Raw genomic sequence first — 26436 nt, 5'->3', positions numbered from 1 at the left:
TGGCCGCGCGTGAGCGGGATTTGCCGGCGGTCGAAATGCTGCACCGCTCGAATGGATGCTGCCCTCGTCGCCCGGGCGGCGATGTTCGCTTAGGATTGACCGTCATAGTCGGCCCAGCAATCGGGCGTCTCGAAGACCCGAACATTTGAAAGTTCGGGAAGCGTCGGCTTGACCCTGTCCCAGATCCAGATCGCGATATTTTCCGCGGTCGGATTGTCCAGACCGTCCACATCGTTCAGACAGTAGTGATCGAGACGGGCCAACAACGGCCCGAACGCAGCTTCGATATCGAAGAAATCAAGCACGAACCCGGTCCTCGGATCGACGGCTCCACGCAGCTGCAGTTCGACGCGATAGGAATGCCCGTGCATACGGTGGCAGCGATGCGATTCCGGCACGTGGGGCAGACGGTGGGCGGCTTCGAACCTGAACGCTTGCGTAATCTTCATCGGTTTCCAGTGTTGCGGAGGAACGGCCCCACGGATCGGCCGGGCCTCGGAAAAATAACGGCGCGACAGCAACGCCGGCGCCTGGCTGGACGCTGAATTAGCAATGAATTCCGGAAATCGCGATCCCAAATGATGCCCGTTGGCAGATTCATTTCCACGAGCGCGCCGGCGCCGATGCCGCCTCGGCGGCTTGCCGCCGCGACATCCCCAGAGAACATGCCGCTGCCCGGACGCCTGCATCGCCGGGACCCGCCCAGCCCCATCCCAACCGGATCGTCGCTTTCTGGCCACGGCGGCGGCATCGATCTGTCCATGACGCTGTGTGCCCCCAAACTCGATGCAGTTAACAATCGGCGAACGTACCCGTGGACATTGTCGGGCGGCGTTGTCGAAAAACACCACGCGGCCGAAATACGCCAGCCGGATCAGTTGTTCCGGATCGGACAACAAGTCCGCCCGTTGTTCACGGTTTCAACACCACACCGTACATTTACCGGTCCCGGAGAGACTCCATTAAGCGCTGCCTGTGCACCCTGAGGCAGCTTCAGGAGACGTCATGAGTCTTGTCGATCAGGAATGCGGAGGCGGGGACGGGCGTGCCCCGGGCTCGCAATGTTGAGCGTCCCGACCCTCTGGGTCGTGTTCGTCGTCAACTTCCTGGCGTTGGGTCTGATCTGGACCCACGTCATGCGCAGCTATCCAAATTTCGAGGCGGCGCCGTTCTGGGCCGCAGGAGCATCCGTTGCCGCCTTCGGAGCAGGGTTGGGTCTGCTGCGGGGAATGGTGGATTCGCCGCTGCCGCTGCTTGGTGGCGGCATATTGGTCACATTCGCGTGCTGCCTGGATTTGATGGGCGTCAACCGTTTCTACGGCCAACCGACCTCCTGGCGCCTAACAATCATCGTCACCGGCCTCACCGGCCTCGGCCTGACTTTCTTCATGGTCGGACTCGACTCGATGCCGATGCGTATTCTGATCTACTCGCTCGGCCAGTCCGTGCCGGTCGCGCTGACGCTCCGGCACCTGCTGTCTCGCCGCCGGGGCTTCAATCCGGGCGCGCGAATGGCCGGCACAGTCGCCATTCTGATGATCGGAATTTATGCAATCCGGGCTGGAGCCGCCATGTTCAATGTCGGCGGCGAGCTGACGATGGTTCTCTTCAACGATTTCCAGGCCGCCTTGGTGCTGGTCCTGGTGTTTCTGTCGATGGCGTGGAATTTCGGCTTCCTGATGATGGCGATCGACCGGTTGCGCGCCGAGGTCGAGAATTTGGCGCTGCTCGACGATCTCACCGGCGTCGCCAACCGACGCCATCTGCTGCAGCAGCTGTCGGTGAATTGCGAGCTGTCGCGGCGAACCGGGCAGTCGTTCGCCTTGCTCGCGATCGACCTCGACGGCTTCAAGGGCATCAATGACGGCCTCGGCCATTCCGCCGGCGACGAATGCCTGCGCAACTTCACCCGCGCGGCGCAAAGCCGGTTACGTCCCGGCGATCTTCTCGCCCGAACCGGTGGCGACGAATTCTGCGTGGTAATGCCCGACACCACCTGGCGCGAGGCTGCAATGGTCGCGCGTCATATCCTGGAAGAATGCCGCGATCGGTTCGCCGATTGCGGCGACGCGACGATCCAGATCACCGCCTCGATCGGCGTCGCGCAATGGAGCCAGCATGTCGGATCGACTCCCGAGCGCTTGATCGCGGCGGCGGACGACGCGCTTTACGTCGCGAAGAAGCTGGGCAAGGATCGCTACGCGGTGCACGAATCTGCGCCCGCGCCGGAGCCGGAGCCGGCGATGCCGCCGCTGCGCAAGATCGCGTGACGTGCTAAGCGTTCACGATGGCAACCTTTCGCATGGCTTTGGCCGCGCTGTTGATCGGCGCGGCAGTTGCACCCGCCGTCGCCGAACCCACGGCTGATCTGGCGGCGCTGGCCCGCTCTTCCGGAACGCCCGATATCCCCGGCCTGAAGATCGTCTGGCTTGCACCATGGGGTGACGCCCGGAATGCGTCCTGGCGCCACATCATCGTTCACCAGACCGAAGGCCCGGCCGGCTCGGCCCGTTACGGCGCGCTGGAACAGGCCAAGCATCCGACCAGGCGCGGCGTCACCATCTGGGTGGAGACCGACGGGACGGTGTATTGGGCGGTGGCGGAAACCGCGATCCCGACCCATGGCGACGGCGCCAACCGCAACGACAACAAGTATATCGACAACAGGTCGACCTTCCATCAGGTGCTCAAGGGCAATTCAATCGGCGTGGAATTCGCCGGCAACTATCCTGACGTGACCCAAGGAGCCAGCGCGGCGCAAATCGCCGCTTGGAATATCCTCGTCCGCTTGCTGCGCGCGCGCTACGACATTCCGGTCGACCGAATCTATGCGCACAATTGGATCGACTATAAGGACGCGCGCTATTGCGAAGGCTGCGCGCTGGCGACGATGGCCCGCAATCCGGGATTCTAGCGTCAACCAACGGGTGCGTTGCGCCTATTTGCCCTTCCAGTTCGGCGCGCGCTTGCTCAGAAACGCATCCATGCCTTCGCGAAAATCCTCGCTCATATAGGCACGCAGGATCAGGTCCTCGCCCTCGTCGCGGGTCAGCGTCCGCCGGATCCGCCGCACCGCTTCCTTGGTGACTTCCAGCGTGATCGGCGCGTGGCCGGCGATCAGCGTCGCGGTCTCGGAGGCGCGGCGTTGCAGGGTCTCGACGTCCGGCACGATTTCGTTGAGCAGTCCCAGCGCCAGCGCCTCGGGGGCCTCGACCAGCCGCGCGTTGAAGATCAGATCCTTGGTTCGCGCCGGCCCGACCAGCGCGACCAACCGGCTGATGTTGGACATCGACAGGCAGTTGCCGAGCGTCCGCGCGATCGGAAAGCCGATCCGCGACGCGGCGGTGCCGATCCTTATATCGCAGCACGCCGCGATCCCCGCCCCGCCTCCGGTGCAGGCGCCGGCGATCGCCGCGATGGTCGGCACCCGACACTGTTCCAGCGCGCCCAGCACCCGGTCGATCCGCGCCTCATACTCCAGCGCGTCCTGCGCGGTCTTGAAGGCACGGAACTGCGAAATGTCGGTGCCGGAGGCGAACGCCTTGTCGCCGGCGCCGGTCAGGATCATCGCCTTGATCGAGCGATCGGCGTTGACGGTCTCGCAGATCGCGGCCATCCGCTCGTACATCGCAAAGGTCAACGCGTTGCGCGCCTGCGGACGGTTGAAGGTCATCCGGGCAATGCCGTCGTCGACGGTGTAGATCAAGTCTTCGGTGGCGGAAACCGGGGCGTTCATGGCGCACTCTTTCTGTTGGGCTATGGATCGCTGCCGATCCATTTCCGCGGATTTGCGCATGGCACTATCAGGTTTTCCGAGACTTGTCGCTCGCATCCGGCCCGGCATCTCCCGCCGGCACTGCACCACGAGGTCCCGGCCCGCTGAAAAATTGCGGCGCGTCCAGAATGGTGTAAGTTCGAGGACAAATCAAAAAGGAACACGGCCGCAACGGCCGGTTCGACGGGAGGAGATCCAAATGCTCGCCAGGATTTTGACGGCCACGGGCTTGCTCGTGGCCGCGCTGGTTTCGTCGTCGGTGGCCCTGGCCCAGCTGTCCGACGATGTGGTCAAGATCGGCGTCTTGACCGACATGAACGGGCCGGCCTCGACCCCGACCGGCCAGGGCTCCGTGACCGCCGCGCAGATGGCGGTCGATGATTTCGGCGGAACGGTTCTCGGCAAGCCTATCACCGTGATCGTCGGCGACCACCAGCTCAAACCGGACATCGGCGGCGCGTTGGCGCGGCGATGGTACGATGTCGAACAGGTCGACCTGATCGTCGACGTGCCGGTGTCGGCGGTTGGCCTTGCGGTGCAGAACATCGCCAATGAGAAGAAACGACTGTTCATCACGCACGCGACCGGCGCCGCGGATTTCCACGGCAAATTCTGTTCGCCCTATACGATGCAATGGGTGTTCGATACCCGCGCGCTGGCTGTGGGCACCGCGCAGGAAGTAGTCAAGCGCGGCGGCGACAGCTGGTTCTTCATCACCGACGACTACGCCTTCGGCCAGTCGCTGGAGCGCGACGCCTCCGCCGTGGTCCTCAAGAATGGTGGCCAGGTGCTGGGCGCGGTCCGCCCGCCATTCGCGACGCCGGACCTGTCGTCCTTCGTGCTGCAGGCGCAGGCCTCGAAGGCCAAGATTATCGGTATCGCCGCGGGCCCGCCGAACAACATGAACGAGATCAAGACCGCTGGCGAATTCGGCGTGCTCAAGGGCGGCCAGCAGATGGCGGCGCTGCTGGCGCTGATCACCGACGTGCACTCGCTCGGGCTGCCGGCCGCGCAGGGGCTGCTGCTCACCACCTCATTCTACTGGGATATGGACGATAAGACCCGCGAATGGTCAAAGCGCTATTTCGCCAAGATGAACCGGATGCCGACGATGTGGCAGGCCGGCGTCTACTCCTCGATCATGTACTATCTCAACGCCATCAAAGAAATCGGCACCGACGAACCGCTGAAGGTCGCGGCCAAGATGCGGGAAAAGCCGATCGAGGATTTCTTTGCCCGCAACGGCAAACTGCGCGAGGACGGGCTGATGGTGCACGATCTGGTGCTGGTGCAGGTGAAGAGTCCGGAGGAATCCAAATATCCGTGGGATTATTACAAGATCCTGGCGCATATTTCCGGTGAACAGGCGTTCGGTCCGCCCGACCCGGCCTGCAAGCTGGAGACGAAATAATCCGCGCGCGGTCCCCCGTGGCCGGACGCAAGCGCCCGGCCACGAGGTTTGACGTCCGACAAGATTCGTCATTTGACCATGCGACACCGATCCGGTGTCGTCAGGAGCGAATATGGAATACCGTCAACTCGGCCGCAGCGGCCTGAAGATTTCGCCACTATGTCTCGGCACCATGATGTTCGGCGGCGCCACCGACGAACCAACCTCGGCGCGCATCATCGACAAGGCGCGCAATGCCGGCGTGAACTTCATCGACACCGCTGACGCCTATTCGAGCGGCGGCTCGGAGACCATCGTCGGCCGCGCCATCGCCGACACCCGGCAACATTGGGTGCTCGCCACCAAGCTCGCGAACCAGATGGGCGACGGCCCAAATCGCGCCGGGTTGTCGCGCCGCTGGATGATGCAGGCGGCCGAGGACAGCCTGCGGCGGCTCGGCACCGACTATATCGACATCTATTATCTGCATAAGGAAGACCACACGACGCCGCTCGACGAGACGGTGCGGGCGATGGGCGACCTGATCCGGCTGGGCAAGGTGCGCTATTTCGGCCTGTCGAATTTCCGAGCGTGGCGCGTCGCCGAAATCTGCAACATCTGCGACCGGCTCGGGATCGACCGGCCGGTGGTCAGCCAGCCCTATTATAACGCCATGAACCGCATGCCCGAGGTCGAGCATTTTCCAGCCTGCGGTTTCTATGGCCTCGGCATCGTGCCTTACAGCCCGCTGGCGCGCGGCGTGCTGACCGGCAAATATGCCCCCGACGCCGTACCCGACAAGGACAGCCGCGCGGGCCGCAACGACGCCCGGATGATGCAGACCGAATGGCGCCCGGAATCGCTGAGACTTGCGCAGGAGATCAAGCGGCACGCCGAAGCCAATGGCACCACCGCCGGACAATTCGCGGTGTCCTGGGTGCTGAACAGCTCGTTCGTCAGCGCGGTGATCGCGGGGCCGCGCACCGAGGCGCAGTGGGACGATTATCTGCTGGCCTTGAATTACCGGTTCACCGCGGCCGACGAAGCCCTGATCGACCGCCTCGTCGCCAGCGGCCATCCGTCGACGCCGGGTTACAACGACCCGGCCTATCCGATCGAAGGACGGCGTCCGCGAACCTTGGGCCCTCATTGAGCGCCCGCCGAGTTGCCTGCACAGCGGATAAAAAGGGCCCGTCACGATCATTCGAGCCACGGTCTGCGTGACATTCGGCGCAGCATTCGCTAAGGCTCTGCGTGAAATAGGGCGGTCTTTTTCATCCGAAAATGCGTCGCGCGAACATCCGGGGCGTTTGATCGCAGAGGCTTGTCCGCGCCACCGTCAGCCATCCGCAATCTCGCTCCGGCTCCAATGCGCCGCGCCAGAAAGGACTATCAGATGACCAGCCACCATTTTCATGCCGTAATCTGGATCGACCACAAGGAAGCTCGGATTTTCCACTTCAATCCGAGCGAAGTTGAACGCATGGTCGTGCATCCGGACAATCCGACCCGACACGTCCACCACAAGGCGAATTCGATCGGCAGCGGGCATGCTGCGGAGGATCAAAACTATCTCAGGGCCGCGGTTGAAGCGATCTCCGATGCCGGTGCAGTTCTGATTGTCGGCCCAGGCGGCGCGAAAACCGAACTGGTCAAATTCATCCACAGCCACCAGCCGAAGCTGATCAGCCTGATTGCCGGGGTCGAAACCGTCGACCATCCCAGCGACGGCCAGATCGTCGCCTATGCCAGGAAGTACTTCAAGGTGACCGACAAGGCCTCGCCGCAGATCGTCTGATCGGGCAGACCTTCAGCAACAGCGATGGCCGGGACAAGCCCGGCCACGCCAACTTGCAATATAATTCCGGGGCGCGGGCCGTGGAATGATGACTTCGTTTAGAAGCCGCGTCGTCGCCAGCCCCATCCGCCTCCGCCGCGCACCAGCCGCACGATCAGCAGCAGGATCACCGCGCCGAGGGTGGCGTTGATGATGGCCGACACGATCCCGACGCCGAGGTGAATCCCGAGCTGCGGAAACAGCCAACTGCCAAAGAACGCGCCGAGAACTCCGACGATGAGATCGCCGATCAGTCCAAATCCGGTGCCACGCACGATCTGACCGGCGAGCCAACCGGCGATGAGCCCGACCACCAGCGTGACCAGAAGGCCTTCATTCGACATGTGCATCTTCAGGCGCTCTCTTTGATCGGGCCGCGGCGCGGCCGCATCATCACCAACAAGTTTGCGCTATTCGGGTTCCAGCGGCGTGATACGATTTCTCAGGTCGCCAAGCTGCCGTCCACCACCTGAACGATCCGGTCGCATCGCTTGGCGAGATCGTCGTTGTGCGTCACCAGCAGGAACGTGGTGCCGCGCTCGCGGTTGATTTCGCGCATCAGCTCGAACACCGCGTTGGCCGATTTGGTATCGAGATTGCCGGTTGGCTCGTCGGCCAGCACCAGATCCGGGTTCATCGCCAGCGCGCGGGCGATCGCCACCCGTTGCTGCTGGCCGCCGGACATGTTCATCGCGTTGTTGTTGCGCCAGCGGCTGAGGCCCACCCGTTCGAGCAGCACGTCCGCGCGCTTTGCCATCTCGGCGTCGGGGTGGCCGCGATCGACCAGCATCGGCATCATCACGTTCTCATGCGCGGTAAATGCCGAAATCAAATAATGATACTGGAAAATGAAGCCGATAGTCTCGCCGCGCAGCCGGGTCAGCGCGGCGTCACCAAGCCGGCCGGTATCCTGAGCGTTGATCAGCAAGCGGCCGGAGGTCGGCCGGTCCAGGAGGCCGATGATGTTCAAGAGTGTGCTCTTGCCCGAACCAGACGGCCCCATCAGCGCTAGGAAATCGCCCGATTGCATCGAGAGATCGATGCCGTGCAGCACTTCGGTCTCGACCGCGGTCCCGAGGTTGTAGGATTTCTTGATCTGCTCGAGCTTGAGAACCTCAGCCACGGATCGCCACCACTGGATCAAGTCGCGCCGCGCGCAGCGCCGGTGCAATCGCCGCAATCACCCCGGTGAGAGTCGCCAGCGCCGCGGAATACACGAACAGTTGGCTTTCGATGATCAGCGGAAACAATTCGCTGCCGTCGACCTGGCGGGCAACACTGTGCCAAAGAATCAGCGCACCCGCTCCCAACACGGAACCGACCAGCGAACCAAGAAAGCCGAGGATTCCGCCCTGGATCAGGAAGACGCGCAGGATCTGTTCGCGCTTGGTGCCCATCGCACGCAAAATGCCGATATCCTTCGAGCGCTGGATCACCGACACGATCAGCACCGCGGCGATGCCGAACGCTACCGAGAGTCCGACGAAGGCGCGGATCAGCGTATTGGAGTTCTGCTGTGCCTGCACCGCGGTGAAAAACTGCGCGTTGGTCTTGATCCAGCTGTCGGCCTCGACCGGATGCGACGCCTGAATGTCGCGCGCGATGTTCTCGGCGGCGTAAATGTCGGTCACGGTAAGATCGAGGGTGGTGACGCCGCCGATCAGCCCGAGCAGGCTCTGCGCGGTGCGCAGCGTGACGAAGGTCGAGCGCTGGTTGGCGCCCTTGTTGCCGAGGTCGAAGATGCCCGTGATGGTGAGAATCCGGTTGCCGCCCTGCGCGGTGGTGACGTTGATCTTGTCGCCGAGCGAGGCACCGAGATTGTTGGCGAGTTCGGTGCCGACCAGGATGCCTTCGCTGGTCACCTGGGCGTCGCCGGCCACGATATAGTCCGGCACGCGCACGATGTTGAAATAGTTCTCGGGCTCCATCCCGGTCAGCGTGATCGCGCGGTTGGCGTCGCCGCGCAGCGCCAGGCCGGAGCCGGACGCGGTCGGCGCGACGGTGACGACATCGGGCCGCGCCTGCATCTCGTCGCGGATTTTCTGCCATTGATCGATCGACAGCACCCGCTGGGTCGGACGCTGCACGATCGGCGCCTCGATCGTGCCCTTGGCGTTGCGCAGCGGCCGCGCCACCTGATCCAGCGGGATCAGCTGGATCTGCGGTTGCGAGGTCAGCACCCGCTTGATGAAATTCGCCTGCAGGCCAGCCAGCATCGCCGACATGAACACGATGACGCCGACGCCGATGGCGATGCCGCCGAGAATGACCAGGGTCTGCAACAGGCCTTCGAGCAGGAAGCGAACGGCGGCGATCCACTCGAATGGCAGCCACCTGTTCATGGCGTGACGGTCCGGATGCGCTGCCCGACCTTGACGCCGGCGGTCGACGGAATCACCACGTCACCCGGCTGCAAGCCGTCCAGCACCTCGTACTGGCCGGTGCCGCGCAAGCCGAGCTTGACCGCTTGCTGATGCGCCCGTCCGCCGTTGGCCTTGAGCACCCACGGCGCGCCGCCACCGACATCGTGAACCGCGCGCGCTGGCACCACCACCGCGTTGGCGCGCCGCGCCACCTCGATATCGACCGACACCGTCATGTCCTGGCGCAGATAGTTCGGCGGCTCCGCCACCGCCAGCTTGACCTGCACCGAGGCGCGGCTGATGTCGACCGACGGATTGATGTAGCTCACCACCGCGGCAAAGCGCTGGTCGGGATAGGCATCGGCCGACGCCAATGCCTTCTGGCCCAGCGTCAGCATGCCGAGATTCTTCTCGTCGATCTGCACCACGACCTGAGTGCCGCCGGCCGGCGCCAGCACCAACAGCGCCTTGCCGGGCTGCACCACGGTGCCGCGTTCGACATTGCGGGTGATCAACACGCCGTCACGCGGCGCGGTGATGGTGCAGTAGGCGAGCCGCGAGCGCGCTGTATTGAGATTGGCGCGGGCCTGGCTGAGCTGGGTCTCCGCCATCACATAATCGCTGCCGGTCGGGCTCGAGGTGAACACCTGCAATTCCGCGGTGCGCACCTGGGTGCGCGCGACATCGAGATTCTTGGTGGCGTCGTCGAGCGTCGCGCGGGTGCCGTAGCCGTCGCGGGCGAGCTTCTCGGCGCGGTCATAGGCGGCCTGTGCATTGACCAAATTGGCCTGCGCCTGCACCAGCGCCTGATCCGCGGCCGGTTTGGTCAGTTCGTGCAGCTGCCGGACCCGGGCCTCGGCCTGCGCCACCGCGCCTTCGTTCTGCACCACCGCGGCCTGCAATTCACTGTCCTCGATCGCGATCAGCTTCTGGCCCTGCTTGACCACTTCGCCTTCCTGCACCAGCACCTCTTCGACGGTGCCGGTGATCTGGCTGGCGATCTCGACGCGATACGGTGTCTCGATATGTCCGCTGGCCACCACGGTCTGCACCAGATCGCCGCGCAGCACCGGAACGACGACGATTTCGGGGCCGAGCACCAGGCGCGCGATGCCGAGCGCCGTCGCCACCAGCACAAGAACGATGCCGAGCACGGACCATTTGTGCTGCCATGCCGCGCCGGCCGCGCGCGCGAGCCGGGACGCCGGCTGTGGGGCTTCGATCGCGTGGTCGGGCTGATTGGTCTTGCTATCCATGACGATCCATCAAATGGGCAAATCGCTGCCTAGTCCCGAAGCCCTACCGCACCATTGCGAAAGATCAATTGCGCGGCGAGGCGCGCAACGGCATTTTCGGTCGAGTGGCGGAAGCTGTTCGCTGCTGAAAACGTCGCGGTGATCCCGATGATGACAGGTCTGCTCGTCGTCTTCGCGTTGATGGCCGCCCTGGCCGCCGCGGCTGCGACGTCGTGGCTGCTGAACCTTGTGCTCGAGGCGCGTTATCCGCCGCGCGGGATCTTTATCACGGTCGATGGCGTCCGTCTGCACGTTGTCAATCTGGCGGCGGCAAATCCATCGGAGACCGCCCTACCGGCCGTGCTGTTGTTGCATGGCGCCAATCTGTGCCTGGACGACATGCGGACGGCGCTAGGCGACCGGTTGGCGCGGCGGCTCCGGGTCATCATCCCCGACCGGCCCGGGCAGGGTTTCAGCGCCACCGGCCCCGGCGACATATCCTCACCGGCTTACCAGGTGGAGTTGATCCGCGGCCTGGCGCAGAGCCTGGAAACGGGGCCGCTGATCGTGGTCGGGCATTCGTTCGGCGGTCTGATCGCGCTGCGTTACGCGCTGGACGATCCGGAGGCGGTCTCCGGGCTGGTTTTGATCAATCCGACCAGCCATCCCCGGCCCGGCGGGCTGCCCTGGTTCCAGCGCGTCGCCGAGGTGCTGATCGGGCCATTGATGACCTATACGTTGCTGGCACCGCTGTCGCTGGCGATGATCGGGCGACTAACGGCCCGGATTTTTCGGCCCGAGACGCCGCCGCCCGGTTATCCGGAGCGCAGCCGACTCGGCCTGGCGTTGATGCCGGGGCGTTTCGCCGCCAGTTTGCGGGAATATTCCGGTTTGCGGGACCAATTGATCGCGCATGTGCCGCGCTATAGCGCAATCTCGGTTCCGACCACGATTGTCGCAGGCGAGGCCGATCCGGTGGTCCCGCCCGCGATCCATGCCGAGGCGCTGGCGGCGGCGCTGCCGCGGGCGCGGCTGCTGCGGCTGGCGGGCGCCGGTCACATGGCGCATCACGCCCATGCGGAAGCGATCGCCGCCGAGGTCGAGCGCCTCGCCGGTTGTCAGGATTTGTCGCTGGATCGGCCGCTGACGCGGCTCTCTGACGGAAAAACGCCGGAAATCAGCCCAAACGGCTGATCTGGTCCTCAGTTACCACGCGCTCGACGTTTTCGGTCTTGCTCTTGATGCGGTAGCGGGGTCGGCCGTCGGCCTCGATCGGCAGGCAGGTGATGATCGTATAGACGCTCGGTTGCTGAATCCCGGCACGGCCCTGAGGCCCCTGTCGCAGGTGACGGACGTCATCGTCGATTGCATAATTATGCGCCATCGTATCGCTCCTACCAGATGAGGGCTTTTAGTCAGTTGAGGCGCGTAAAGCAATCAAATCCGGCACCAAATGGCCCCGGGAGTGCGGAACCGCGGCGGTCAAATACGATCAACCTTAAGGAACAAAGCCCAGATCAGGGATAGCATAGCAGCGATCCCGAGCCAGGACGGATGCTGGCAGAACACGTCGCCGTAGCGACAGATCTGGTCGGCCCAAGGCCCGGTGTTGTCGCCGGCTCCATAGAATACCCCGGCCGCTATCGCAAGAATGACCGTGACGAGAAACATGGCAGCACCTGTTGCTAATGGCGCCCTCCAGAGTTGTTCCCGATGATTGAAGCGCTGGTGAATCCGACCTCGTAAACTCGAGCCTATCTTGCTATTTTGCGAGCCACGAATCTGGCCGGCGACTTCGCCGAGGGCCGAGGCACGATGGGAGAAGCAGGCGTGACAAATTTCAAGCTGTTGGCGGCGGTGGCGATTCTGTCGTTGGCCGTGGCGGTGCCTGCCGTCGCGCGCCCTTACAAACATGCCGCGCGCGCGCACCATCGGCATGACGGATCGCTCTATTCCCACAATTACGGCCCGCCGGTCTGGCCCGGCGCGACCTTCGCTTACTACGACGGACCGCTCAGCAGGCTGTGCAAGCAAAGCGCCGCGGCCTATCGCGGCCAGGACGGCCGCCCGCATCCCTGCAACTGATCTCTACGCGACGCATCGATCGAAGCGGCACGCGACACCGATCCGTGGCGAGACGCGATCGCTCGCGATCTCGGCAGGGACGGGCGCCAGCCGTATAGTTGTCTCAGGCGGATGGCGGCACGTAGCGCTTCACCGTCTGTTCGATCGCGCCGAAGATCGAATGCCCCTGCTGGTCCAGCATCTCGATCCGGACGCTGTCGCCGAACGCCAGAAACGGCGTCTTCGGTTCGCCATCGGCAATGATTTCCAGCATGCGGCGCTCGGCGAGGCATGACGAGCCCGCCGCCGGATCGCGGTTGGCGACGGTGCCAGAGCCGACGATGGCGCCGGCGCCCAGGGGGCGGGTGCGGCTCACATGGGCGATCAGCTGCGGAAAATCGAAATCGAGGTCGACGCCGGCATTGGGGCTGCCGAGCAGCCGACCATTGACATGACTGATCAGGGGCAGCGACAGCTTGCGGCCGTCCCACGCCTCGCCCAACTCGTCGGGCGTCACCGCAACTGGCGAGAACGCGGTCGGCGGCTTCGATTGAAAGAAGCCGAACTGTTTGGCCAGTTCCGACGGGATCAGGTTGCGCAGGCTGACGTCGTTCACCAGCATCACCAGCCGAATATAGGTCCCGGCCGCGGCCACCGACGTCCCCATCGGCACATCCGCGGTCACCACCGCGATCTCGGCCTCCAGATCGATGCCCCAGGTCTCGTCGGCGATCCTGATGTCGTCCCTGGCGCCGAGCATGACATCCGAGCCGCCCTGATAAACCAGCGGATCGGAATACAGGCTTTGCGGCATCTCGGCCTTGCGCGCCTTGCGCACCAGTTCGGCGTGCGACAGATAGGCTGAGCCGTCGCACCATTGATAGGCCCGCGGCAGCGGCGCCGCCACATCCTGGCTCGCAAACGGCAGCGCGCCAGCGACCTCGCCGGCATTCAGCGATCGAGAGACCTTCTCGAGCGCTGGGTGCAGCCGATCCCAATCATCGAGCGCACGCTGTAGCGTCGCGGCGATCTCCGGCACCGGCAAAGCGCGCTTGAGGTCGCGGTCGACCACGACCAGGGTGCCGTCGCGTCCGCCGCGGCGAAGGGTTGCCAATTTCATTCAGGAAGCTCCAGTTCTGTCCGGCGGCAGGGATTCGTTGTCGACCAACTTGGCATAGGACGCATTGCCGACCAATCGCCGCGTTCTGCGCGCCACCGGACTTGCAGCGACCGGCCGTGCGCGTCAATCGGCAAATCCCGGACCAGGCAGCGGGTTACGCCCTCGGCTGACCCGCTGGGCTGTGCCAGCTAGGCGCCGCCTGTCGCGGCCAGGCCGGCCGCCTTGATCCCGGCGGCCGATCGGGTCGGCCCGGTCTGCGGCGCCGCCCGCGCGCTTCACTTTGGATTGGCGTCAATGCCGCCCGCATGCGAGGATTTGGCACCCGCCTCTCGCCTGCGCGCGCAGGCCAATCCAGCACAAGGGATGTTGCGATGCCGATGATCCAGTTGATCTACGCCTCACGGCCGTTCGGCTTCGACAATGCGATGCTGAACGCCATCCTGATGGATGCGCGACGCTGCAACGAACGCGACGACATCACCGGCGCCCTGATCTGCCGCGCCGATCTGTATCTGCAACTGCTGGAGGGGCCGCAGGACGCCGTCGACGGCGCCTATCGGCGGATCGCCAAGGACAATCGCCATCTCGAAGTCAGGCTGCTGAGCCGGCGCGAGGTGACCGAGCGGCTGTTTCCGGACTGGGCGATGCGCGACGACCCGGCGCGCTCCTGGATGTGGACCCAGGCCGACGTCAAAGCCGGCGCGGTCGACCGCGCCACCGAAGCCGAAGTGGTGGCGATTTTCGAACGGCTGGCGCGGGAGCCCAAGGGCTGAGGCTGACGTCTCGTCAGAGTCGTCGGCCGCGCATGCGACAATTCAAGACTTGTTAGCGACCATGCTGCTGATGAGTTGAATGAGTTGGTGGGCCCGGCAGGACTCGAACCTGCAACCAGACCGTTATGAGCGGCCGGCTCTAACCATTGAGCTACAGGCCCCGCCACTGGTCGCGCGAGCGACGGACGGTGCCGACACCCCTTACAATGGCAGCCGCGGCACGGCAATCGATACGTTCCGGCGGCGACGTTTGGTGCGAGGCCAGCAAGAACCATCGACGCACCCGGCTCAACGATTCAAGCCAGCGCCAGACGCCGGCGCGCCCGCAACAGCAGCCCCACCATGATCGTGACGTTGACGGCGTTCCAGGCCAGGCCGTTGACGAAGGCGGCGGCGTAGGAGCCGGTGCTGTCGAAGATCACGCCGGAGATGTAGCCGCCGAACGACATCCCGAACACCGACGCCAGGATCACGATGCCGACGCGGGTGGCGGCTTCGCGCGCCGGCATCGACTCGCGCACAATGATGGCGTAGCTCGGCACGATGCCGCCCTGGAACAGTCCGAACATCGCCGAGATGATGTACAGCGACGACAGCCCGTCGAAGAATAGATAGAACAGCAGCGCGAAGCCCTGCGCCACCGAGCCAATCAGCAAGGTCGGGATCCCGCCGATGCGGTCGGCGAGAAACCCGGAGCCTATACGGCTGACAATTCCGAAAGCCAGCATCAGCGACAGCATCTCGGCGCCGCGCGCCACACCGTAGCCGAGGTCGCCGCAATAGGCGACGATGTGGACCTGCGGCATCGCCATCGCCACGCAGCAGGCAATGGCGGCGACGCAGAGCAGCGCCGTCAGCGCATTGGTGTTGATCTGCAGATCGATCCGCGGCGGCGGGGCGTTGACATGGCTGCGCTGGGTCTCGCCGCCCATCCGCGCGCGCAGCAGCAGCACCACCGCCGTCATCGTCACCGCGCAGAATGCTCCGATCGCCAGGTGGGTCGATCGCCAGCCGATCGCCTGCGTGCCCCAATTGACCAGCGGCGGCCAGATCGTGCCGCCGACGTAGTTTCCGCTCGCCGCGATCGTCACCGCCAGCCCGCGGTAGCGATCGAACCAGTGCGACGCCTCTGCCATTAAGGGACCGAAGGTCGCCGATGCCCCCGCGCCGATCACGAAATGCACCAGCGTGAACTGCCACAGCGTGGTCGACAGCCCGGCCCCAACGTAGCCCAGCGCCTCGACCGCGATGCCAAGGCTGATTGCAGTGACGATGCCGAAGCGGTCGGTCAGCTTCCCGGTCGCGACGCCGCCGAGGCCAAATCCGAGCATCGCCAGGGTGAAGGCCAGCGAGGCGCCGCCGCGGCTGGCGGCGAATTCGGTCTGCACCACCGGCAGCACCACCACCACCGACCACATCCCCACGCTGCCGATCGAACCGATCAACAAAGCGAGGGTCAGCCTGCCCCACGCCGCGCGAGAATCCAGAACGAATGTGGTCATTTATTTTATTTTCTTTGATTTTCTTGGAATTTGTTTCCGCCCAGGGCCAATTTCGCCAGCGTCGGCGCCGGCGTCAAGGGCGACACGCCAAAGCCGCCCGGAGCTGGATCAATCGGCAACCGCACCGCCGCTCGTTAACCCTTTGCTAACCATAAGCTGGGCAAATTTTGCCGAGTGCTTTTGAGTGTCGTCGGCCGCGTAAAACGGGGGGAGTGCCCGTGGACGCCAGTGCGGTGCCTCAGTTGCGAGCCGGTGGCCGTTCGGCCACCGCGCAGGCGTTTGGCACCCGCGAACGACAAACGCGGGGGAAAGCGGCGACGATGTCGGATACGACTGTGGGCCAGGTTGCGGGAAACGGCATTCCCAGCCTGAGCGAAATCGGCAAGATCCTGAGGCGCGGCGATCTCGCGCTGGCGTTCGGGGTGCTGACCATCCTGGTGGTCTTGATCCTGCCACTGCCCTCGATCGTGCTGGATCTGTTCCTCGCGATCTCGATCACCCTGTCGATCCTGATCCTGATGACGGCGCTGTTCATCCAGGCGCCGCTGGAATTCTCGTCATTTCCGACCATCCTGCTGATCTCGACGATGCTGCGGCTGTCGCTGAACATGGCCTCGACCCGATTGATCCTGTCGAAGGGCCATGAAGGCACCGCCGCCGCCGGCCACGTCATCGAGGCGTTCGGCAATTTCGTGATGGGCGGCAATTTCGTCATCGGCATCATCGTGTTCGCGATCCTGGTGATCGTGAATTTCGTGGTCATCACCAAGGGTTCGGGGCGCATTGCGGAAGTCGCGGCGCGGTTCCACCTCGACGCCATGCCCGGCAAGCAGATGGCGATCGACGCCGACCTTGGCGCCGGCCTGATCGACGAAGCCACCGCCAAGAAACGCCGCAAGGACCTCGAGGACGAAAGCGGCTTCTTCGGCGCGATGGACGGCGCCTCGAAATTCGTCCGCGGCGACGCCATCGCCGGCCTGCTCGTCGTGTTCATCAACGTGATCGGCGGCATCATCATCGGCGTCGCCCAGCAGGGCCTCAGCTTCACCGAGGCGGCGCGGACCTACACACTGTTGACCGTCGGCGACGGCCTCGTCACCCAGGTGCCGGCGCTGATCGTCTCGACCGCCGCCGGCCTGTTGGTGTCGAAAGCGGGTGTCTCCGGCGCCGCCGACAAGGCGCTGATGAAGCAGCTGTCCGGCTATCCGCAGGCGCTCGGGATGTCCGCCGGCGTGATGCTGGTGCTGGCGATGCTGCCGGGGATTCCGATGATCCCGTTCCTGATGCTGGGCGGCGGCGCGGCGGCGCTGGCGATATCGGCGGGCAAGCGCAACGGCATCGCCTCCGCCGCCGCGGCCACCGCAGCCGCTGCGCCGGCCGCGGCCGCAGCTGCCGCCGCGGAGGCCGACGAACCGATTGCGGCGTCGCTAAAGATCGACGATCTGAAGATCGAGCTTGGCTATGCGCTGCTGCCGCTGGTCAACGGCCCGGACGGCACCGACCGCCTGACCGAGCAGATCAAGGCGCTGCGCCGCTCGCTCGCGGTCGAGATGGGCTTTGTGATGCCGGCGGTGCGGATCCTCGACAATGTGCAGCTCGAAGCCAACACCTACGTCATCAAGATCAAGGAGGTCGACGCCGGCCAGGGCCGGATCTGGCCGAACCAGTTCATGGTCATGGACCCCGGCGGCAATCAGGTGACGGTGCCCGGCATCCACACCATCGAGCCGACCTTCGGACTGCCGGCCACCTGGGTCGACGCCAGCCTGAAGGAAGAAGCGACGATGAAGGGCTACACCGTGGTCGACGCCGCGACGGTGCTGTCAACGCATCTGACCGAGCTGTTGAAGAACAACATGTCGGACCTGTTGTCCTATGGCGAAACCCAGAAGCTGCTGAAGGATCTGCCGAAGGAACAGGGCGAACTGGTCAAGGACATCGTGCCGGCGCAGATCACCGTGTCGGGAATCCAGCGGGTGCTGCAATTACTGCTCGCCGAACGGATCTCGATCCGCGACCTCTCGACCATTCTGGAAGGCGTGGCCGACGCGATCGCGATCTCGCGCAACCCGTCGACCATCGTCGAACACGTCCGGGCCCGGCTGGCGCGCCAGATCTGCGCGCAAAACACCTCGATGAACGGCTACCTGCCGCTGATCGCGCTGTCGGCGAAATGGGAGCAAGCATTCGCCGAATCCATCATCGGCCAGGGCGAAGATCGCAGCCTGGCGATGCAGCCGTCCAAGCTGTCCGAATTCATGACCACGGTGCGCGACAAATTCGAACAGGCCGCCCGCGAAGGCGAGGCCCCGGTGCTGGTGACATCGGCGTCGATCCGGCCGTTCGTGCGCTCGCTGGTGGAGCGTTTCAGGGCGCAGACCACGGTACTGTCGCAGGCGGAAATCCATCCCCGCGCCCGATTGAAGACCGTCGGAAGTGTCTGATTGCCACTTTGAAGGCGCGACATTTCGGTCACAGACAAGCGATTTTTGCGATCGACGAGCGGCGGCAGCGCGCCCGCGTGATTGCAGCCAAGCCGGGCAACAAATTGACATTGAAGAACAATTCCAAAGGTCGACGACCCCAGTGAAAATCCACCTCGCATCGCTTCAAGTCTTTTCACTGCCTTGTGATCGCCTCTAAGGAACCGAAGCGTGATTCCCTACGTTACTGGCCATGAGTTGTTGAACCTGCCTCTGGATTGCAGCGACCCAATTCTGAGGGCGGAGAAGACACGAGGAGGCTTTGCCATGAACCATTCGATTTACAGCGCGGATCGGACGACCCACCTGAAGATCGTGGTGGTCGCTCTCGTCGCCGGTATCGCGGTGGCTGGGTTTGGCATCTCTGCCCGGATGAATGCGAATGACGGGTTCAGCCAGACTGCGCGCGTGATCAAAGCCGGTCAGCCGATGGCTATCACTAGTTCGGGCGTAACGGTCGTGCGCTAGGAATTTTCGAGATCACGCGGCACTTGACCAGCCCCTCAAGTCGCCGTGTGAGTATGCCGAAAGGCTCCACTCCCCCAAGTGGATGACGAGGAAAAACGCCCGCTCCCCACGGGCGTTTTTCTTTTTCAGTTCAGCGCGGCGCGGGCGGTACGCTCTCGATCAGTTTGCCGGTGAAGACGATCGGTCCGGTCGCCACCCCGGTCGGCGATCCGCCTTCGGGTTCGACCGTCACCGCATAGGTCGCCTTGTTGACGATGTCAGTGTCGTAGGCCGCGAGTTCAGGCCGCACAGTAAAATCCTTGCTGCCGATCACGCCAAGCGAGCGCGGCTTCTGCAGCTTGTCGGACACCAGCCAAAGTTCGTAGCTCCTGCCCGGCTCCGGAGTCGCCGCCACCCTGCGCACGGTGAAATTCTTGGTTCCGGCATCGACTGTGAGAATGAACGCCGGCGAGCCGCCGTCCTTTTGCAGCACCGCGACAAACTGCGCCGGTGTCGGCGCCGGGGGCGCTTGCACTTCAACGACCTGGGTGCGGATTTTCGGACGCAACGTGTCGGGCAGTATGTCGGGCTGATAGAGCTGAACGGCGATGATCGCGAACAGCGACGCCGCGATCGCCATCGACGTAACGGCAAGCCGCTTCCAGACGTAAGTCTGTTTTGCGAACCTGACCACCCGCATCGATTCCGGGCTGAGGCCCGACTCCGCGACCGGCGGCTCTGGCGGCGGTGCTGCGGCGAGCGGAATTGAGAATGCCTGCTGCTCGCCGGAATGTCCGATCGCAGCCTTGATCCGATCCCACAATTCCGCGGGCGGCTCGACCGAACCGACCATCTGATTGAGCGGACCGAGCCTGTATTCCCACGCCTCGACCATCGCCTTGAAATCCGCATCGACGGACATCATGGCCTCCACCTGCACCCGCTCCTCGGCATCGAGCGTGCCGAGTGCGTATTCCGCGGCGAGCGCGATGTGGTCTTCGCTGTAGGCCATCATACCAATCCCAAACACTCCCTGATGTCCAACATGCTGCGGCGCAGCCATGTCTTCACCGTATTGACGGGCGCGTCGAATTTCGCCGCCAATTGTTCGCGACTCCAACCATTGTAGTAAGCAAGCAGCACGAGCTTCTGCCGCTCCGGTTCCAAACGACCGACGCATTCGAGCAGGCGCTTCAACTCTTCCGTCATTTCCCTGCGCGCCAACGGATCGGGCGTGTCGGCCGCGACTTCCAGCGCGGAGGGCTCCTCCTCGATCGAAACCTCGCTACGTTTGCGGACCACATCGATCGCGCGATTGCGCGCAATCGACGCCATCCAGGTGATCGGTGAGGCCACGCCGGGATTGAACTGTCCGGCGCTGTTCCAGATCTTGACGTAGGCCTCCTGGATGACCTCCTCCGCGAGATCCTGTCGCCGCAAGATACGCAGCACCACGCCGAAGAGTTTCGCCCGGGTGGCGACATACAGCCGCTCGAACGCGGCTTGATCCCCCTTCGCAACGGCGGCGATCAGCCAGACCAACTCAGCCGGCGTCAGCATTCAAAGTCCCCAAACTTGGCGATACCCGACCGCCACTGTACCCAGCCAAAACGGCCGGCTGTGATCCCTAGCATACCCTGCGAGCGGACAATCCACCAAGTCACCGGGAGCAGCTTGTGCAAGCCGGACAAGGAAAACCCGGGCCAGATCAGCCCGGGTTGGATAGTCTTGAGCACTGCGATCAGCCGAAAGTCGCAGATTCGGCGCTGGTCGGTCAGGCGACAACGCCGATCCGGGCGCGCATCAGGCCGATGCTGTCGAGATCGGCCTGTTCGCGGGCGCTTTCCTCGGCGCGTTCGCGCGCCTGATCGCGTTCATCGAGCAGTTCGACCTTCTTCAACTCATCGAAGGCTTCGGACAGCAAGGAGCGAGCATCCTCGAGCTGGATCCGCAACTCATCGGCGGAACGGGTCAGGTTCTCGCGACGCTGAATCGCCGCCTTGGCGTAGGTCGGATAGGCGAAGTGAGTGGGATCGTTGATTCCAGCGCGGTCCTGCTCGTTCTGGATCTCGCGTTCCAGATCGACCGACATGCGCTGGAAATCCGCGATCATGCCTTCGATCTGCGCCACTCTCCTGCGCTTCTCGTCGACCTGAAATTTCTTCAGCCGGATCAGCGTTTCACGTGACTTCATCGACTCGTACTCCCCAGAAGTCCCAAATCAACGCGGGACAATGCCGGCATCCCGAACGGGTCCAACCGGCCAAGCGATTCATGTAACAAGCATAATGGCCGGACAAAGTTAGCTTTCCGTTTCCAAGCCGCCAAGGATCTGCTCGAGTTGGGCGTAGCCGGCCTGCAGCGCGGTGGCCTCGTCCTTGCCCTGGCGCAGAAAATTCTCCAGCGGCTCGTGCAACCTGATCGCCTCGTCGACTTCGGCGCTGGAACCCGCACGATAGGCGCCGAGCCGGATCAGTTCTTCCATGTCCGCATAGGTGCCCATGATCTGCCGCCCGCGCCTGATGATCGGCAGATAGGCGGGATCGCATGCCTTCGGCATCGTCCGCGACACCGACTTCAGCACGTTGATCGCGGGGTAGCGTCCGCGTTCGGCGATCGCGCGCTCCATCACGATGTGGCCATCGAGAATGCCGCGGACCGCGTCGGCCACCGGCTCATTGTGGTCGTCGCCATCGACCAGCACCGTGAAGATCCCGGTGATGGTGCCCTCCCCCAGCCCCGGGCCGGCGCGCTCCAGCAGCTTCGGCAATTCGGTGAACACCGTCGGCGTGTAGCCCTTGGCGGTCGGCGGCTCGCCGGCGGACAAACCGATCTCGCGCTGCGCCATTGCGAAGCGCGTCACCGAGTCCATCATGCACATGACGTCCTTGCCGTCGTCGCGGAAGTATTCCGCTATCGCCAGTGTCAGGTAGGCCGCCTGCCGCCGCATCAAGGCCGGCTCGTCGGAGGTCGCCACTACCACCACCGAGCGCGCCAGCCCCTCGTCGCCGAGATCGTCCTGCAGGAACTCCTGGACCTCGCGGCCGCGCTCGCCGACCAGGCCGATCACCGAGACGTCGGCATCGACATTGCGCGCCAGCATCGACAGCAGCACCGACTTGCCGACGCCGGAGCCGGCGAAGATGCCCATACGCTGGCCCTTGCAGCAGGTCAGGAACGTATTTAAAGCGCGGACGCCGAGATCGAGCGGGACGCCGACCCGCTTGCGCGAATGCGCCGGCGGCGGCGAATTGCGGTACGACATCGGCGATGGCCCCTGCGCAAGCGGTCCCTTGCCGTCGATCGGTTCCCCCATCGCATTGAGCACACGGCCGAGCCAGGACGACGACGGCCGCACCTGCGCCGCGGCGTTGGCGATTACCGCGCGGCAGCCGCGGCGGACGCCGTCGAGGCCAGCAAACGGCATCACCACCGCGTTGTTGCCGGTGAAACCGATCACTTCGCAGGGGATCACGCGGTTGCCGCCAGTCTCGACCACGATCCGCGCGCCGACCGACATCGCATGGATCGGACCCGCGATCTCCACCATGAGACCGCGCACGCCGACCACGCGGCCATAAATGTTGACGCCGTCGATGTCGCCGATTTGCTCCGCCAGCGCTTTCATTGTGAAAACCTTAAGTTTCCTCGTCGCGCCGGGTCGCTCTTAACTTGGTGTTTACCCGCATCGTTAATCATTACGTCACTGTCTTTGGTGGCTGAAGGCGTTCGCCCATCAGAACGAAGGTGCGAATCGCGAGAGTCGGTTAGGCCCGCCTCTTAATGTGGAACTTGAACAGATAGGGTGACAAAAAGCTGCTTCTACGCAACATCTTATGGCGATTCGACAAAAATTGCACGGATAGAGCTTGCGGACGGGAATCAGGTTTTGTTAACCATATGTGGTCAGGATCCGAATCAGTTGTTCAGAGGCGTTTCCAGTGCCGCCGGTAGTGCGGACGCCTGACGCCCGAGCGGCGACTATAGGGGACTGGCATGCGCGTATTGCTGATAGAAGATGACAGCGCCACCGCGCAGTCGATCGAGTTGATGCTCAAATCCGAGAGCTTCAATGTCTACACGACGGACCTCGGCGAAGAGGGCGTCGACCTCGGAAAACTCTACGATTACGATATTATCCTGCTCGATCTGAACCTTCCGGACATGTCCGGCTACGATGTTCTCAAGCAGCTGCGCGTTTCCAAGATCAAAACCCCGATTCTGATCCTCTCCGGCCTTGCCGGCATCGAGGACAAGGTCAAGGGTCTCGGTGTCGGCGCCGACGACTACATGACCAAGCCCTTCCACAAGGACGAACTGGTCGCCCGCATCCACGCCATCGTGCGGCGCTCCAAGGGCCATGCCCAGTCGGTGATCCAGACCGGCGATCTCGTCGTCAATCTCGATACCAAGACCGTCGAAGTCGGCGGCCAGCGCGTGCATCTGACCGGCAAGGAATATCAGATGCTGGAGCTGCTCAGCTTGCGCAAGGGCACCACGCTGACCAAGGAAATGTTCCTCAACCACCTTTACGGCGGCATGGACGAGCCGGAGCTGAAGATCATCGACGTCTTCATCTGCAAGCTGCGCAAGAAGCTCGCCAACGCCTCCGACGGCCGCAACTTCATCGAAACGGTGTGGGGCCGCGGCTACGTGCTGCGCGAGCCGCACGAGGAAGAAGTCCGCATTCCGGCCTGACAAGTTTCAAGGAGAGCCGGTCCGGCTCTCGCCTCCCGACTGGACCCCGCCGCAAATGGCGGGGTTTTTGTTTGGGAAAAGCTTCGGCGAATTGCAGTCGCCGCGTTGATGCGGCGACCCGGCCTGAGATCTCGCTCAGCCAGCCCGAAGCGTGGTCAGCTGCACCGGCGCGATCCCCGGCACAATCGACGGCGCGCGTACATTGTTCGGCAGATAGATGCCGCGCCGCGACGCGTGCGGCTTGAACGCCTCGGTCAGGCCGACCACGGTTTCGGCGGCGCCGAGCGCCAGATAGCCGTCGGATTCGAGCCGCTGCGCCAGCCGGCCGAAGATCGCGCTCTTGGTCGGCTGATCGAAATAGATCAGCACATTGCGGCAGAAGATCAGGTCGAAGCTGCCGAGCTGGGAGAAATCCTGCAGAAGATTGAGCTGGCGGAACTGCACCATGGCGCGGATCTCGGGATTGATCTCCCAGACCTCGCCGGCCTGCTTGAAATATTTCATCAGCAACTGGATCGGCAGGCCGCGCTGGACCTCGAACTGGCTGAACAGACCCGACTTGGATTTCTCCAGCACGCCCAGCGACAGGTCGGTGGCGACGATTTCGACCCGCCACCCGGTCAACGCGGCGCCGGCTTCCTTCAGGCACATCGCGATCGAATAGGGCTCCTGCCCGGTCGAGCACGCCGCGCTCCAGATCCGCAATGACCGCCGCGCCGCGCGCGCCTGCAGCAGCGCCGGCAGGATCTCCTCGCGCAGATGATCGAACGGCACCTTGTCGCGGAAGAAGAAGGTCTCGTTGGTGGTCATCGCCTCGATCACGTCCTTGGTGATCGGCTCGGCGCCGCCCTTCATCTTCTGGACCAGGTCGGGGATGCCGGCGAGGCCAAGACGGCGCGCCATCGGCAGCAACCGGCTTTCAACCAAGTATTGCTTGTCGGGCGACAGATCGAGACCGGAGCGCTCCTTCAACAGCTTCCGCAAATAATCGTAGTCGAGCGGCGTCATGTGCGATCTCCCGAAAACACCCGGACCAGTTTCGGCGCGATCTGATTCAACGGCAGGATCGCAGCACAGATGCCAGCATTCGCCGCGGCGCCCGGCATGCCCCACACCACGCTGGAGGCCTCGTCCTGAGCGATGACGCTGCCGCCGGCGGCGACGATGTCCTTGCCGCCACGCATGCCGTCGGAGCCCATCCCGGTCAACACCACCGCCAGGATCGCGCCTTGCCAGACATCGATCGCAGATATGAACAACGGGTCGACTGCCGGCTTGCAGAAATTGACCGGCGGACCGTCGTCGAGCGCGATTACTGCGTTGACACCCTGACGCACGATGCGCATGTGCTTGCCGCCGGGCGCGAGATAGATCTGACCGGCCTTGATGACCTCACCGTCGATGCCCTCGTGGGCTGGCCGACGACTGGAGCGAGCCAAGTGCTCGGCGAGAATTGTCGTGAAGGTTGGCGGCATATGCTGCGTGATCAGCACCGGGAAGCGGTCAATCACCGCGCCGATTTCACTGACGAGCGACATCAGCGCCTGTGGACCGCCGGTCGATGATCCGATCAGCAGGACGCGCGGCGCGGCCACGCCGAATGCGCGGCGCGTCAGCGGAGCCGACGTGACCGGCTGCGGCGCCACGTAGCTCACTTCGCGGGCGCGGTCGGGAGCCGACGGCACCGGCGCGCTGCTCGCGGTCGAGGTCTTGCGGCGAACGCGAGCGCCGAGATGCCGGATCTTCTGCAACAAATCATGCTTGAAGATGTCGGCGGCAGCCGGCTCGCGGGTGCTTTCCGGTTTTGGAATGTAGTCGGCGGCGCCGAGCGACAACGCTTTGAAGCTGATCTCCGCGTTGCGGCGCGTCAGCGTCGAGGCCATGATCACGATCAGATTGCGCTTCTTCGCCAGCAACTGCGGCAGCGCCGCGATGCCGTCGAGCTCCGGCATCTCGATGTCGAGCACAGCGACGTCCGGATTGATGCGCTCGACCTGGTTGACCGCGTCAAGCCCGGTGCGCAGCGACGCCGCCACCACCATATCCGGCTCGGCTTCGATCCAGCGCGAAATCAACCCGCGTATCACCACGGAGTCGTCGACCACCATGACCCGTAACGGTTCATACTGCGCCGGACTCGCGGTCGAAGCACTCGCCAAAGCAACACTCATGATACACCAACGCAACAACAACTCATAACCACACGGCCGCGTCGAACGACGCGGCGTCGGTCGGGATTCCCGGACGGAGCCTGGATTAGATCAGACCGACTTCCTGGAATTTCGCCGTCACGATGTCCTTGTCGAACGGCTTCATGATGTATTCGTTGGCGCCGGCATGCAGCGCGCGCGCGATATGGGCGACGTCGTTCTCGGTGGTGCAGAACACCACTTTGGGCTGATCGCCGCCGGGCATCCGGCGCAGATTGCGCAGGAATTCATAGCCATCCATCACCGGCATGTTCCAGTCCAGCAACACCGCGTCGGGCAGTCCGCGCTTGCAGACTTCGAGCGCCTTTTCGCCGTCCTCGGCTTCGATGATTTCGAAGTCCAGGCCTTCCAGAATACGCCGCGCGACTTTTCGGATGACGCTTGAGTCGTCAACGACCAGACATGTCTTCATTTTCTGCCTCTATTCGCTTTGTCAGCGCCCGGATGAACGCCTGCTTTTCGATACGCCACGTTCACAACAGCGCGTCATGCTGCCAATTTTGCGGTTCCGATTTCGAGGACACGGTCGACGTCGAGGA

Annotated in this window: 28 protein-coding genes and 1 tRNA gene; 11 read left to right on the top strand and 18 right to left on the bottom strand. The window is 63.8% G+C overall.

The genetic code is table 11. From position 1 onward, the window contains the following. Positions 1-89: 89 nt before the first annotated feature. Entirely contained in the window at positions 90-449 is a 360-nt protein-coding gene (gene queD / locus HXX15_RS22580; RefSeq protein ID WP_296519175.1) for a 6-carboxytetrahydropterin synthase QueD, read from the bottom strand. Positions 450-1061: 612 nt separating this feature from the next. Here queD and HXX15_RS22575 point away from each other — a divergent pair. Then, positions 1062-2270, top strand: coding sequence for a GGDEF domain-containing protein (locus HXX15_RS22575; RefSeq protein ID WP_296519156.1), 1209 nt, complete (start codon positions 1062-1064; stop codon positions 2268-2270). Positions 2271-2287: 17 nt separating this feature from the next. Continuing rightward, on the top strand, positions 2288-2914 hold the full coding sequence (locus HXX15_RS22570; protein ID WP_296519155.1) for an N-acetylmuramoyl-L-alanine amidase: 627 nt from the start codon (positions 2288-2290) through the stop codon (positions 2912-2914). 24 nt (positions 2915-2938) lie between these two features. Here the strand turns inward: HXX15_RS22570 and HXX15_RS22565 are convergent, their stop codons facing one another. Then, a complete protein-coding gene (locus tag HXX15_RS22565) occupies positions 2939-3736 on the bottom strand; it encodes an enoyl-CoA hydratase/isomerase family protein (RefSeq protein ID WP_296519154.1) in 798 nt (265 codons plus the stop codon). A gap of 238 nt (positions 3737-3974) precedes the next feature. Here HXX15_RS22565 and HXX15_RS22560 point away from each other — a divergent pair, with 238 nt between their 5' ends. The 3 genes from HXX15_RS22560 (at position 3975) to HXX15_RS22550 (ending at position 6963) form a co-directional block, all read left to right on the top strand. Then, a complete protein-coding gene (locus HXX15_RS22560) occupies positions 3975-5186 on the top strand; it encodes an ABC transporter substrate-binding protein (protein WP_296519153.1) in 1212 nt (403 codons plus the stop codon). 112 nt (positions 5187-5298) lie between these two features. Continuing rightward, positions 5299-6318 (top strand): aldo/keto reductase, encoded by a 1020-nt coding sequence (locus tag HXX15_RS22555; protein ID WP_296519152.1) that lies wholly within the window; start codon positions 5299-5301, stop codon positions 6316-6318. Positions 6319-6561: 243 nt separating this feature from the next. Further along, positions 6562-6963: a translational machinery protein gene (locus HXX15_RS22550; RefSeq protein WP_296519151.1), complete on the top strand. Its 402-nt coding sequence runs from the start codon at positions 6562-6564 to the stop codon at positions 6961-6963. Between the two features lie 98 nt (positions 6964-7061). Here the strand turns inward: HXX15_RS22550 and HXX15_RS22545 are convergent, their stop codons facing one another. The 4 genes from HXX15_RS22545 to HXX15_RS22530 all read right to left on the bottom strand — a co-directional run bounded on the left by HXX15_RS22545 (position 7062) and on the right by HXX15_RS22530 (position 10621). Further along, positions 7062-7352 (bottom strand): GlsB/YeaQ/YmgE family stress response membrane protein, encoded by a 291-nt coding sequence (locus HXX15_RS22545; RefSeq protein ID WP_296519150.1) that lies wholly within the window; start codon positions 7350-7352, stop codon positions 7062-7064. A 92-nt stretch (positions 7353-7444) separates the two neighbouring features. Further along, the gene (locus tag HXX15_RS22540) at positions 7445-8125 is read right to left on the bottom strand and encodes an ABC transporter ATP-binding protein (RefSeq protein WP_296519149.1); all 681 of its coding nucleotides are present in this window, start codon (positions 8123-8125) and stop codon (positions 7445-7447) included. Further along, positions 8118-9344: an FtsX-like permease family protein gene (locus HXX15_RS22535; protein WP_296519148.1), complete on the bottom strand. Its 1227-nt coding sequence runs from the start codon at positions 9342-9344 to the stop codon at positions 8118-8120. Before HXX15_RS22535 ends, HXX15_RS22540 begins: the two co-directional genes overlap by 8 nt. Beyond that, complete coding sequence (locus HXX15_RS22530) at positions 9341-10621, bottom strand: efflux RND transporter periplasmic adaptor subunit (protein WP_296519147.1); 1281 nt, start codon at positions 10619-10621, stop codon at positions 9341-9343. The genes HXX15_RS22535 and HXX15_RS22530 overlap by 4 nt, the downstream gene beginning before the upstream one ends. Positions 10622-10768: 147 nt before the next feature. Here HXX15_RS22530 and HXX15_RS22525 point away from each other — a divergent pair, with 147 nt between their 5' ends. Continuing rightward, entirely contained in the window at positions 10769-11794 is a 1026-nt protein-coding gene (locus tag HXX15_RS22525) for an alpha/beta hydrolase (protein ID WP_296519146.1), read from the top strand. Here the strand turns inward: HXX15_RS22525 and HXX15_RS22520 are convergent. After that, positions 11778-11984, bottom strand: coding sequence for a hypothetical protein (locus HXX15_RS22520; protein WP_296519145.1), 207 nt, complete (start codon positions 11982-11984; stop codon positions 11778-11780). The two genes, HXX15_RS22525 and HXX15_RS22520, sit on opposite strands and share 17 nt — an antisense overlap. A gap of 98 nt (positions 11985-12082) precedes the next feature. Continuing rightward, positions 12083-12271, bottom strand: a complete 189-nt coding sequence (locus HXX15_RS22515; RefSeq protein ID WP_296519144.1) for a hypothetical protein — start codon at positions 12269-12271, stop codon at positions 12083-12085. Positions 12272-12430: 159 nt separating this feature from the next. Here HXX15_RS22515 and HXX15_RS22510 point away from each other — a divergent pair, with 159 nt between their 5' ends. Continuing rightward, positions 12431-12685: a hypothetical protein gene (locus tag HXX15_RS22510; protein ID WP_296519143.1), complete on the top strand. Its 255-nt coding sequence runs from the start codon at positions 12431-12433 to the stop codon at positions 12683-12685. A 103-nt stretch (positions 12686-12788) separates the two neighbouring features. Here HXX15_RS22510 and HXX15_RS22505 read toward each other — a convergent pair whose 3' ends face one another. Next, positions 12789-13784: a fumarylacetoacetate hydrolase family protein gene (locus HXX15_RS22505; RefSeq protein WP_296519142.1), complete on the bottom strand. Its 996-nt coding sequence runs from the start codon at positions 13782-13784 to the stop codon at positions 12789-12791. Positions 13785-14155: 371 nt separating this feature from the next. Between HXX15_RS22505 and HXX15_RS22500 the strand changes: the two genes are divergently transcribed. Next, positions 14156-14557 (top strand): BLUF domain-containing protein, encoded by a 402-nt coding sequence (locus HXX15_RS22500; RefSeq protein WP_296519141.1) that lies wholly within the window; start codon positions 14156-14158, stop codon positions 14555-14557. 85 nt (positions 14558-14642) lie between these two features. Here HXX15_RS22500 and HXX15_RS22495 read toward each other — a convergent pair. Next, positions 14643-14718 (bottom strand) — tRNA-Ile (locus HXX15_RS22495). A gap of 135 nt (positions 14719-14853) precedes the next feature. Continuing rightward, the gene (locus HXX15_RS22490) at positions 14854-16059 is read right to left on the bottom strand and encodes an MFS transporter (RefSeq protein WP_296519140.1); all 1206 of its coding nucleotides are present in this window, start codon (positions 16057-16059) and stop codon (positions 14854-14856) included. 218 nt (positions 16060-16277) lie between these two features. On the opposite strand from HXX15_RS22490, the gene flhA reads away from it, so the two are divergent. Together flhA and HXX15_RS22480 are read left to right on the top strand one after the other, a co-directional pair. Further along, positions 16278-18503: a flagellar biosynthesis protein FlhA gene (gene flhA / locus HXX15_RS22485; protein WP_296519139.1), complete on the top strand. Its 2226-nt coding sequence runs from the start codon at positions 16278-16280 to the stop codon at positions 18501-18503. A 306-nt stretch (positions 18504-18809) separates the two neighbouring features. Then, positions 18810-19010, top strand: coding sequence for a hypothetical protein (locus HXX15_RS22480; protein ID WP_296519138.1), 201 nt, complete (start codon positions 18810-18812; stop codon positions 19008-19010). 130 nt (positions 19011-19140) lie between these two features. On the opposite strand, the gene HXX15_RS22475 is transcribed toward HXX15_RS22480, so the two are convergent. The 4 genes from HXX15_RS22475 to fliI all read right to left on the bottom strand — a co-directional run bounded on the left by HXX15_RS22475 (position 19141) and on the right by fliI (position 22617). Continuing rightward, positions 19141-20001, bottom strand: coding sequence for an anti-sigma factor (locus HXX15_RS22475; protein ID WP_296519137.1), 861 nt, complete (start codon positions 19999-20001; stop codon positions 19141-19143). Further along, positions 20001-20549 carry a sigma-70 family RNA polymerase sigma factor gene (locus HXX15_RS22470; RefSeq protein WP_296519136.1) on the bottom strand — a complete coding sequence of 183 codons (549 nt, stop codon included), beginning with the start codon at positions 20547-20549 and terminating at the stop codon, positions 20001-20003. The genes HXX15_RS22475 and HXX15_RS22470 overlap by 1 nt, the downstream gene beginning before the upstream one ends. Positions 20550-20763: 214 nt before the next feature. Continuing rightward, positions 20764-21183 carry a flagellar export protein FliJ gene (gene fliJ / locus HXX15_RS22465; protein ID WP_296519135.1) on the bottom strand — a complete coding sequence of 140 codons (420 nt, stop codon included), beginning with the start codon at positions 21181-21183 and terminating at the stop codon, positions 20764-20766. A gap of 108 nt (positions 21184-21291) precedes the next feature. Beyond that, positions 21292-22617, bottom strand: a complete 1326-nt coding sequence (gene fliI / locus HXX15_RS22460; protein WP_296519134.1) for a flagellar protein export ATPase FliI — start codon at positions 22615-22617, stop codon at positions 21292-21294. A 368-nt stretch (positions 22618-22985) separates the two neighbouring features. On the opposite strand from fliI, the gene ctrA reads away from it, so the two are divergent. Further along, the gene (ctrA, locus tag HXX15_RS22455; RefSeq protein ID WP_044414657.1) at positions 22986-23687 is read left to right on the top strand and encodes a response regulator transcription factor CtrA; all 702 of its coding nucleotides are present in this window, start codon (positions 22986-22988) and stop codon (positions 23685-23687) included. 135 nt (positions 23688-23822) lie between these two features. Here ctrA and HXX15_RS22450 read toward each other — a convergent pair whose 3' ends face one another. The 3 genes from HXX15_RS22450 to HXX15_RS22440 all read right to left on the bottom strand — a co-directional run bounded on the left by HXX15_RS22450 (position 23823) and on the right by HXX15_RS22440 (position 26309). Beyond that, positions 23823-24695 (bottom strand): protein-glutamate O-methyltransferase CheR, encoded by an 873-nt coding sequence (locus tag HXX15_RS22450; protein WP_296519133.1) that lies wholly within the window; start codon positions 24693-24695, stop codon positions 23823-23825. Beyond that, positions 24692-25858, bottom strand: a complete 1167-nt coding sequence (locus HXX15_RS22445; RefSeq protein WP_296519132.1) for a chemotaxis response regulator protein-glutamate methylesterase — start codon at positions 25856-25858, stop codon at positions 24692-24694. The genes HXX15_RS22450 and HXX15_RS22445 overlap by 4 nt, the downstream gene beginning before the upstream one ends. 85 nt (positions 25859-25943) lie before the next feature. After that, a complete protein-coding gene (locus tag HXX15_RS22440) occupies positions 25944-26309 on the bottom strand; it encodes a response regulator (RefSeq protein WP_296519131.1) in 366 nt (121 codons plus the stop codon). Positions 26310-26436: the final 127 nt, after the last annotated feature.

The sequence above is a fragment of the Rhodopseudomonas sp. genome (assembly GCF_013377015.1).
Classification (GTDB): domain Bacteria; phylum Pseudomonadota; class Alphaproteobacteria; order Rhizobiales; family Xanthobacteraceae; genus JARJEH01.
This window is presented reverse-complemented; position numbering and strand designations above follow the sequence as displayed.

What these genes read in the sequence shown, in the direction of transcription:
- queD (WP_296519175.1), bottom strand. Translation starts at nt 449, where the DNA reads ATGAAGATTACGCAAGCGTTCAGGTTCGAAGCCGCCCACCGTCTGCCC.
- HXX15_RS22575 (WP_296519156.1), top strand. Translation starts at nt 1,062, where the DNA reads ATGTTGAGCGTCCCGACCCTCTGGGTCGTGTTCGTCGTCAACTTCCTG.
- HXX15_RS22570 (WP_296519155.1), top strand. Translation starts at nt 2,288, where the DNA reads ATGGCAACCTTTCGCATGGCTTTGGCCGCGCTGTTGATCGGCGCGGCA.
- HXX15_RS22565 (WP_296519154.1), bottom strand. Translation starts at nt 3,736, where the DNA reads ATGAACGCCCCGGTTTCCGCCACCGAAGACTTGATCTACACCGTCGAC.
- HXX15_RS22560 (WP_296519153.1), top strand. Translation starts at nt 3,975, where the DNA reads ATGCTCGCCAGGATTTTGACGGCCACGGGCTTGCTCGTGGCCGCGCTG.
- HXX15_RS22555 (WP_296519152.1), top strand. Translation starts at nt 5,299, where the DNA reads ATGGAATACCGTCAACTCGGCCGCAGCGGCCTGAAGATTTCGCCACTA.
- HXX15_RS22550 (WP_296519151.1), top strand. Translation starts at nt 6,562, where the DNA reads ATGACCAGCCACCATTTTCATGCCGTAATCTGGATCGACCACAAGGAA.
- HXX15_RS22545 (WP_296519150.1), bottom strand. Translation starts at nt 7,352, where the DNA reads ATGCACATGTCGAATGAAGGCCTTCTGGTCACGCTGGTGGTCGGGCTC.
- HXX15_RS22535 (WP_296519148.1), bottom strand. Translation starts at nt 9,344, where the DNA reads ATGAACAGGTGGCTGCCATTCGAGTGGATCGCCGCCGTTCGCTTCCTG.
- HXX15_RS22530 (WP_296519147.1), bottom strand. Translation starts at nt 10,621, where the DNA reads ATGGATAGCAAGACCAATCAGCCCGACCACGCGATCGAAGCCCCACAG.
- HXX15_RS22525 (WP_296519146.1), top strand. Translation starts at nt 10,769, where the DNA reads ATGATGACAGGTCTGCTCGTCGTCTTCGCGTTGATGGCCGCCCTGGCC.
- HXX15_RS22520 (WP_296519145.1), bottom strand. Translation starts at nt 11,984, where the DNA reads ATGGCGCATAATTATGCAATCGACGATGACGTCCGTCACCTGCGACAG.
- HXX15_RS22515 (WP_296519144.1), bottom strand. Translation starts at nt 12,271, where the DNA reads ATGTTTCTCGTCACGGTCATTCTTGCGATAGCGGCCGGGGTATTCTAT.
- HXX15_RS22505 (WP_296519142.1), bottom strand. Translation starts at nt 13,784, where the DNA reads ATGAAATTGGCAACCCTTCGCCGCGGCGGACGCGACGGCACCCTGGTC.
- HXX15_RS22500 (WP_296519141.1), top strand. Translation starts at nt 14,156, where the DNA reads ATGCCGATGATCCAGTTGATCTACGCCTCACGGCCGTTCGGCTTCGAC.
- HXX15_RS22490 (WP_296519140.1), bottom strand. Translation starts at nt 16,059, where the DNA reads ATGACCACATTCGTTCTGGATTCTCGCGCGGCGTGGGGCAGGCTGACC.
- HXX15_RS22480 (WP_296519138.1), top strand. Translation starts at nt 18,810, where the DNA reads ATGAACCATTCGATTTACAGCGCGGATCGGACGACCCACCTGAAGATC.
- HXX15_RS22475 (WP_296519137.1), bottom strand. Translation starts at nt 20,001, where the DNA reads ATGGCCTACAGCGAAGACCACATCGCGCTCGCCGCGGAATACGCACTC.
- HXX15_RS22470 (WP_296519136.1), bottom strand. Translation starts at nt 20,549, where the DNA reads ATGCTGACGCCGGCTGAGTTGGTCTGGCTGATCGCCGCCGTTGCGAAG.
- fliJ (WP_296519135.1), bottom strand. Translation starts at nt 21,183, where the DNA reads ATGAAGTCACGTGAAACGCTGATCCGGCTGAAGAAATTTCAGGTCGAC.
- fliI (WP_296519134.1), bottom strand. Translation starts at nt 22,617, where the DNA reads ATGAAAGCGCTGGCGGAGCAAATCGGCGACATCGACGGCGTCAACATT.
- ctrA (WP_044414657.1), top strand. Translation starts at nt 22,986, where the DNA reads ATGCGCGTATTGCTGATAGAAGATGACAGCGCCACCGCGCAGTCGATC.
- HXX15_RS22450 (WP_296519133.1), bottom strand. Translation starts at nt 24,695, where the DNA reads ATGACGCCGCTCGACTACGATTATTTGCGGAAGCTGTTGAAGGAGCGC.
- HXX15_RS22445 (WP_296519132.1), bottom strand. Translation starts at nt 25,858, where the DNA reads ATGAGTGTTGCTTTGGCGAGTGCTTCGACCGCGAGTCCGGCGCAGTAT.
- HXX15_RS22440 (WP_296519131.1), bottom strand. Translation starts at nt 26,309, where the DNA reads ATGAAGACATGTCTGGTCGTTGACGACTCAAGCGTCATCCGAAAAGTC.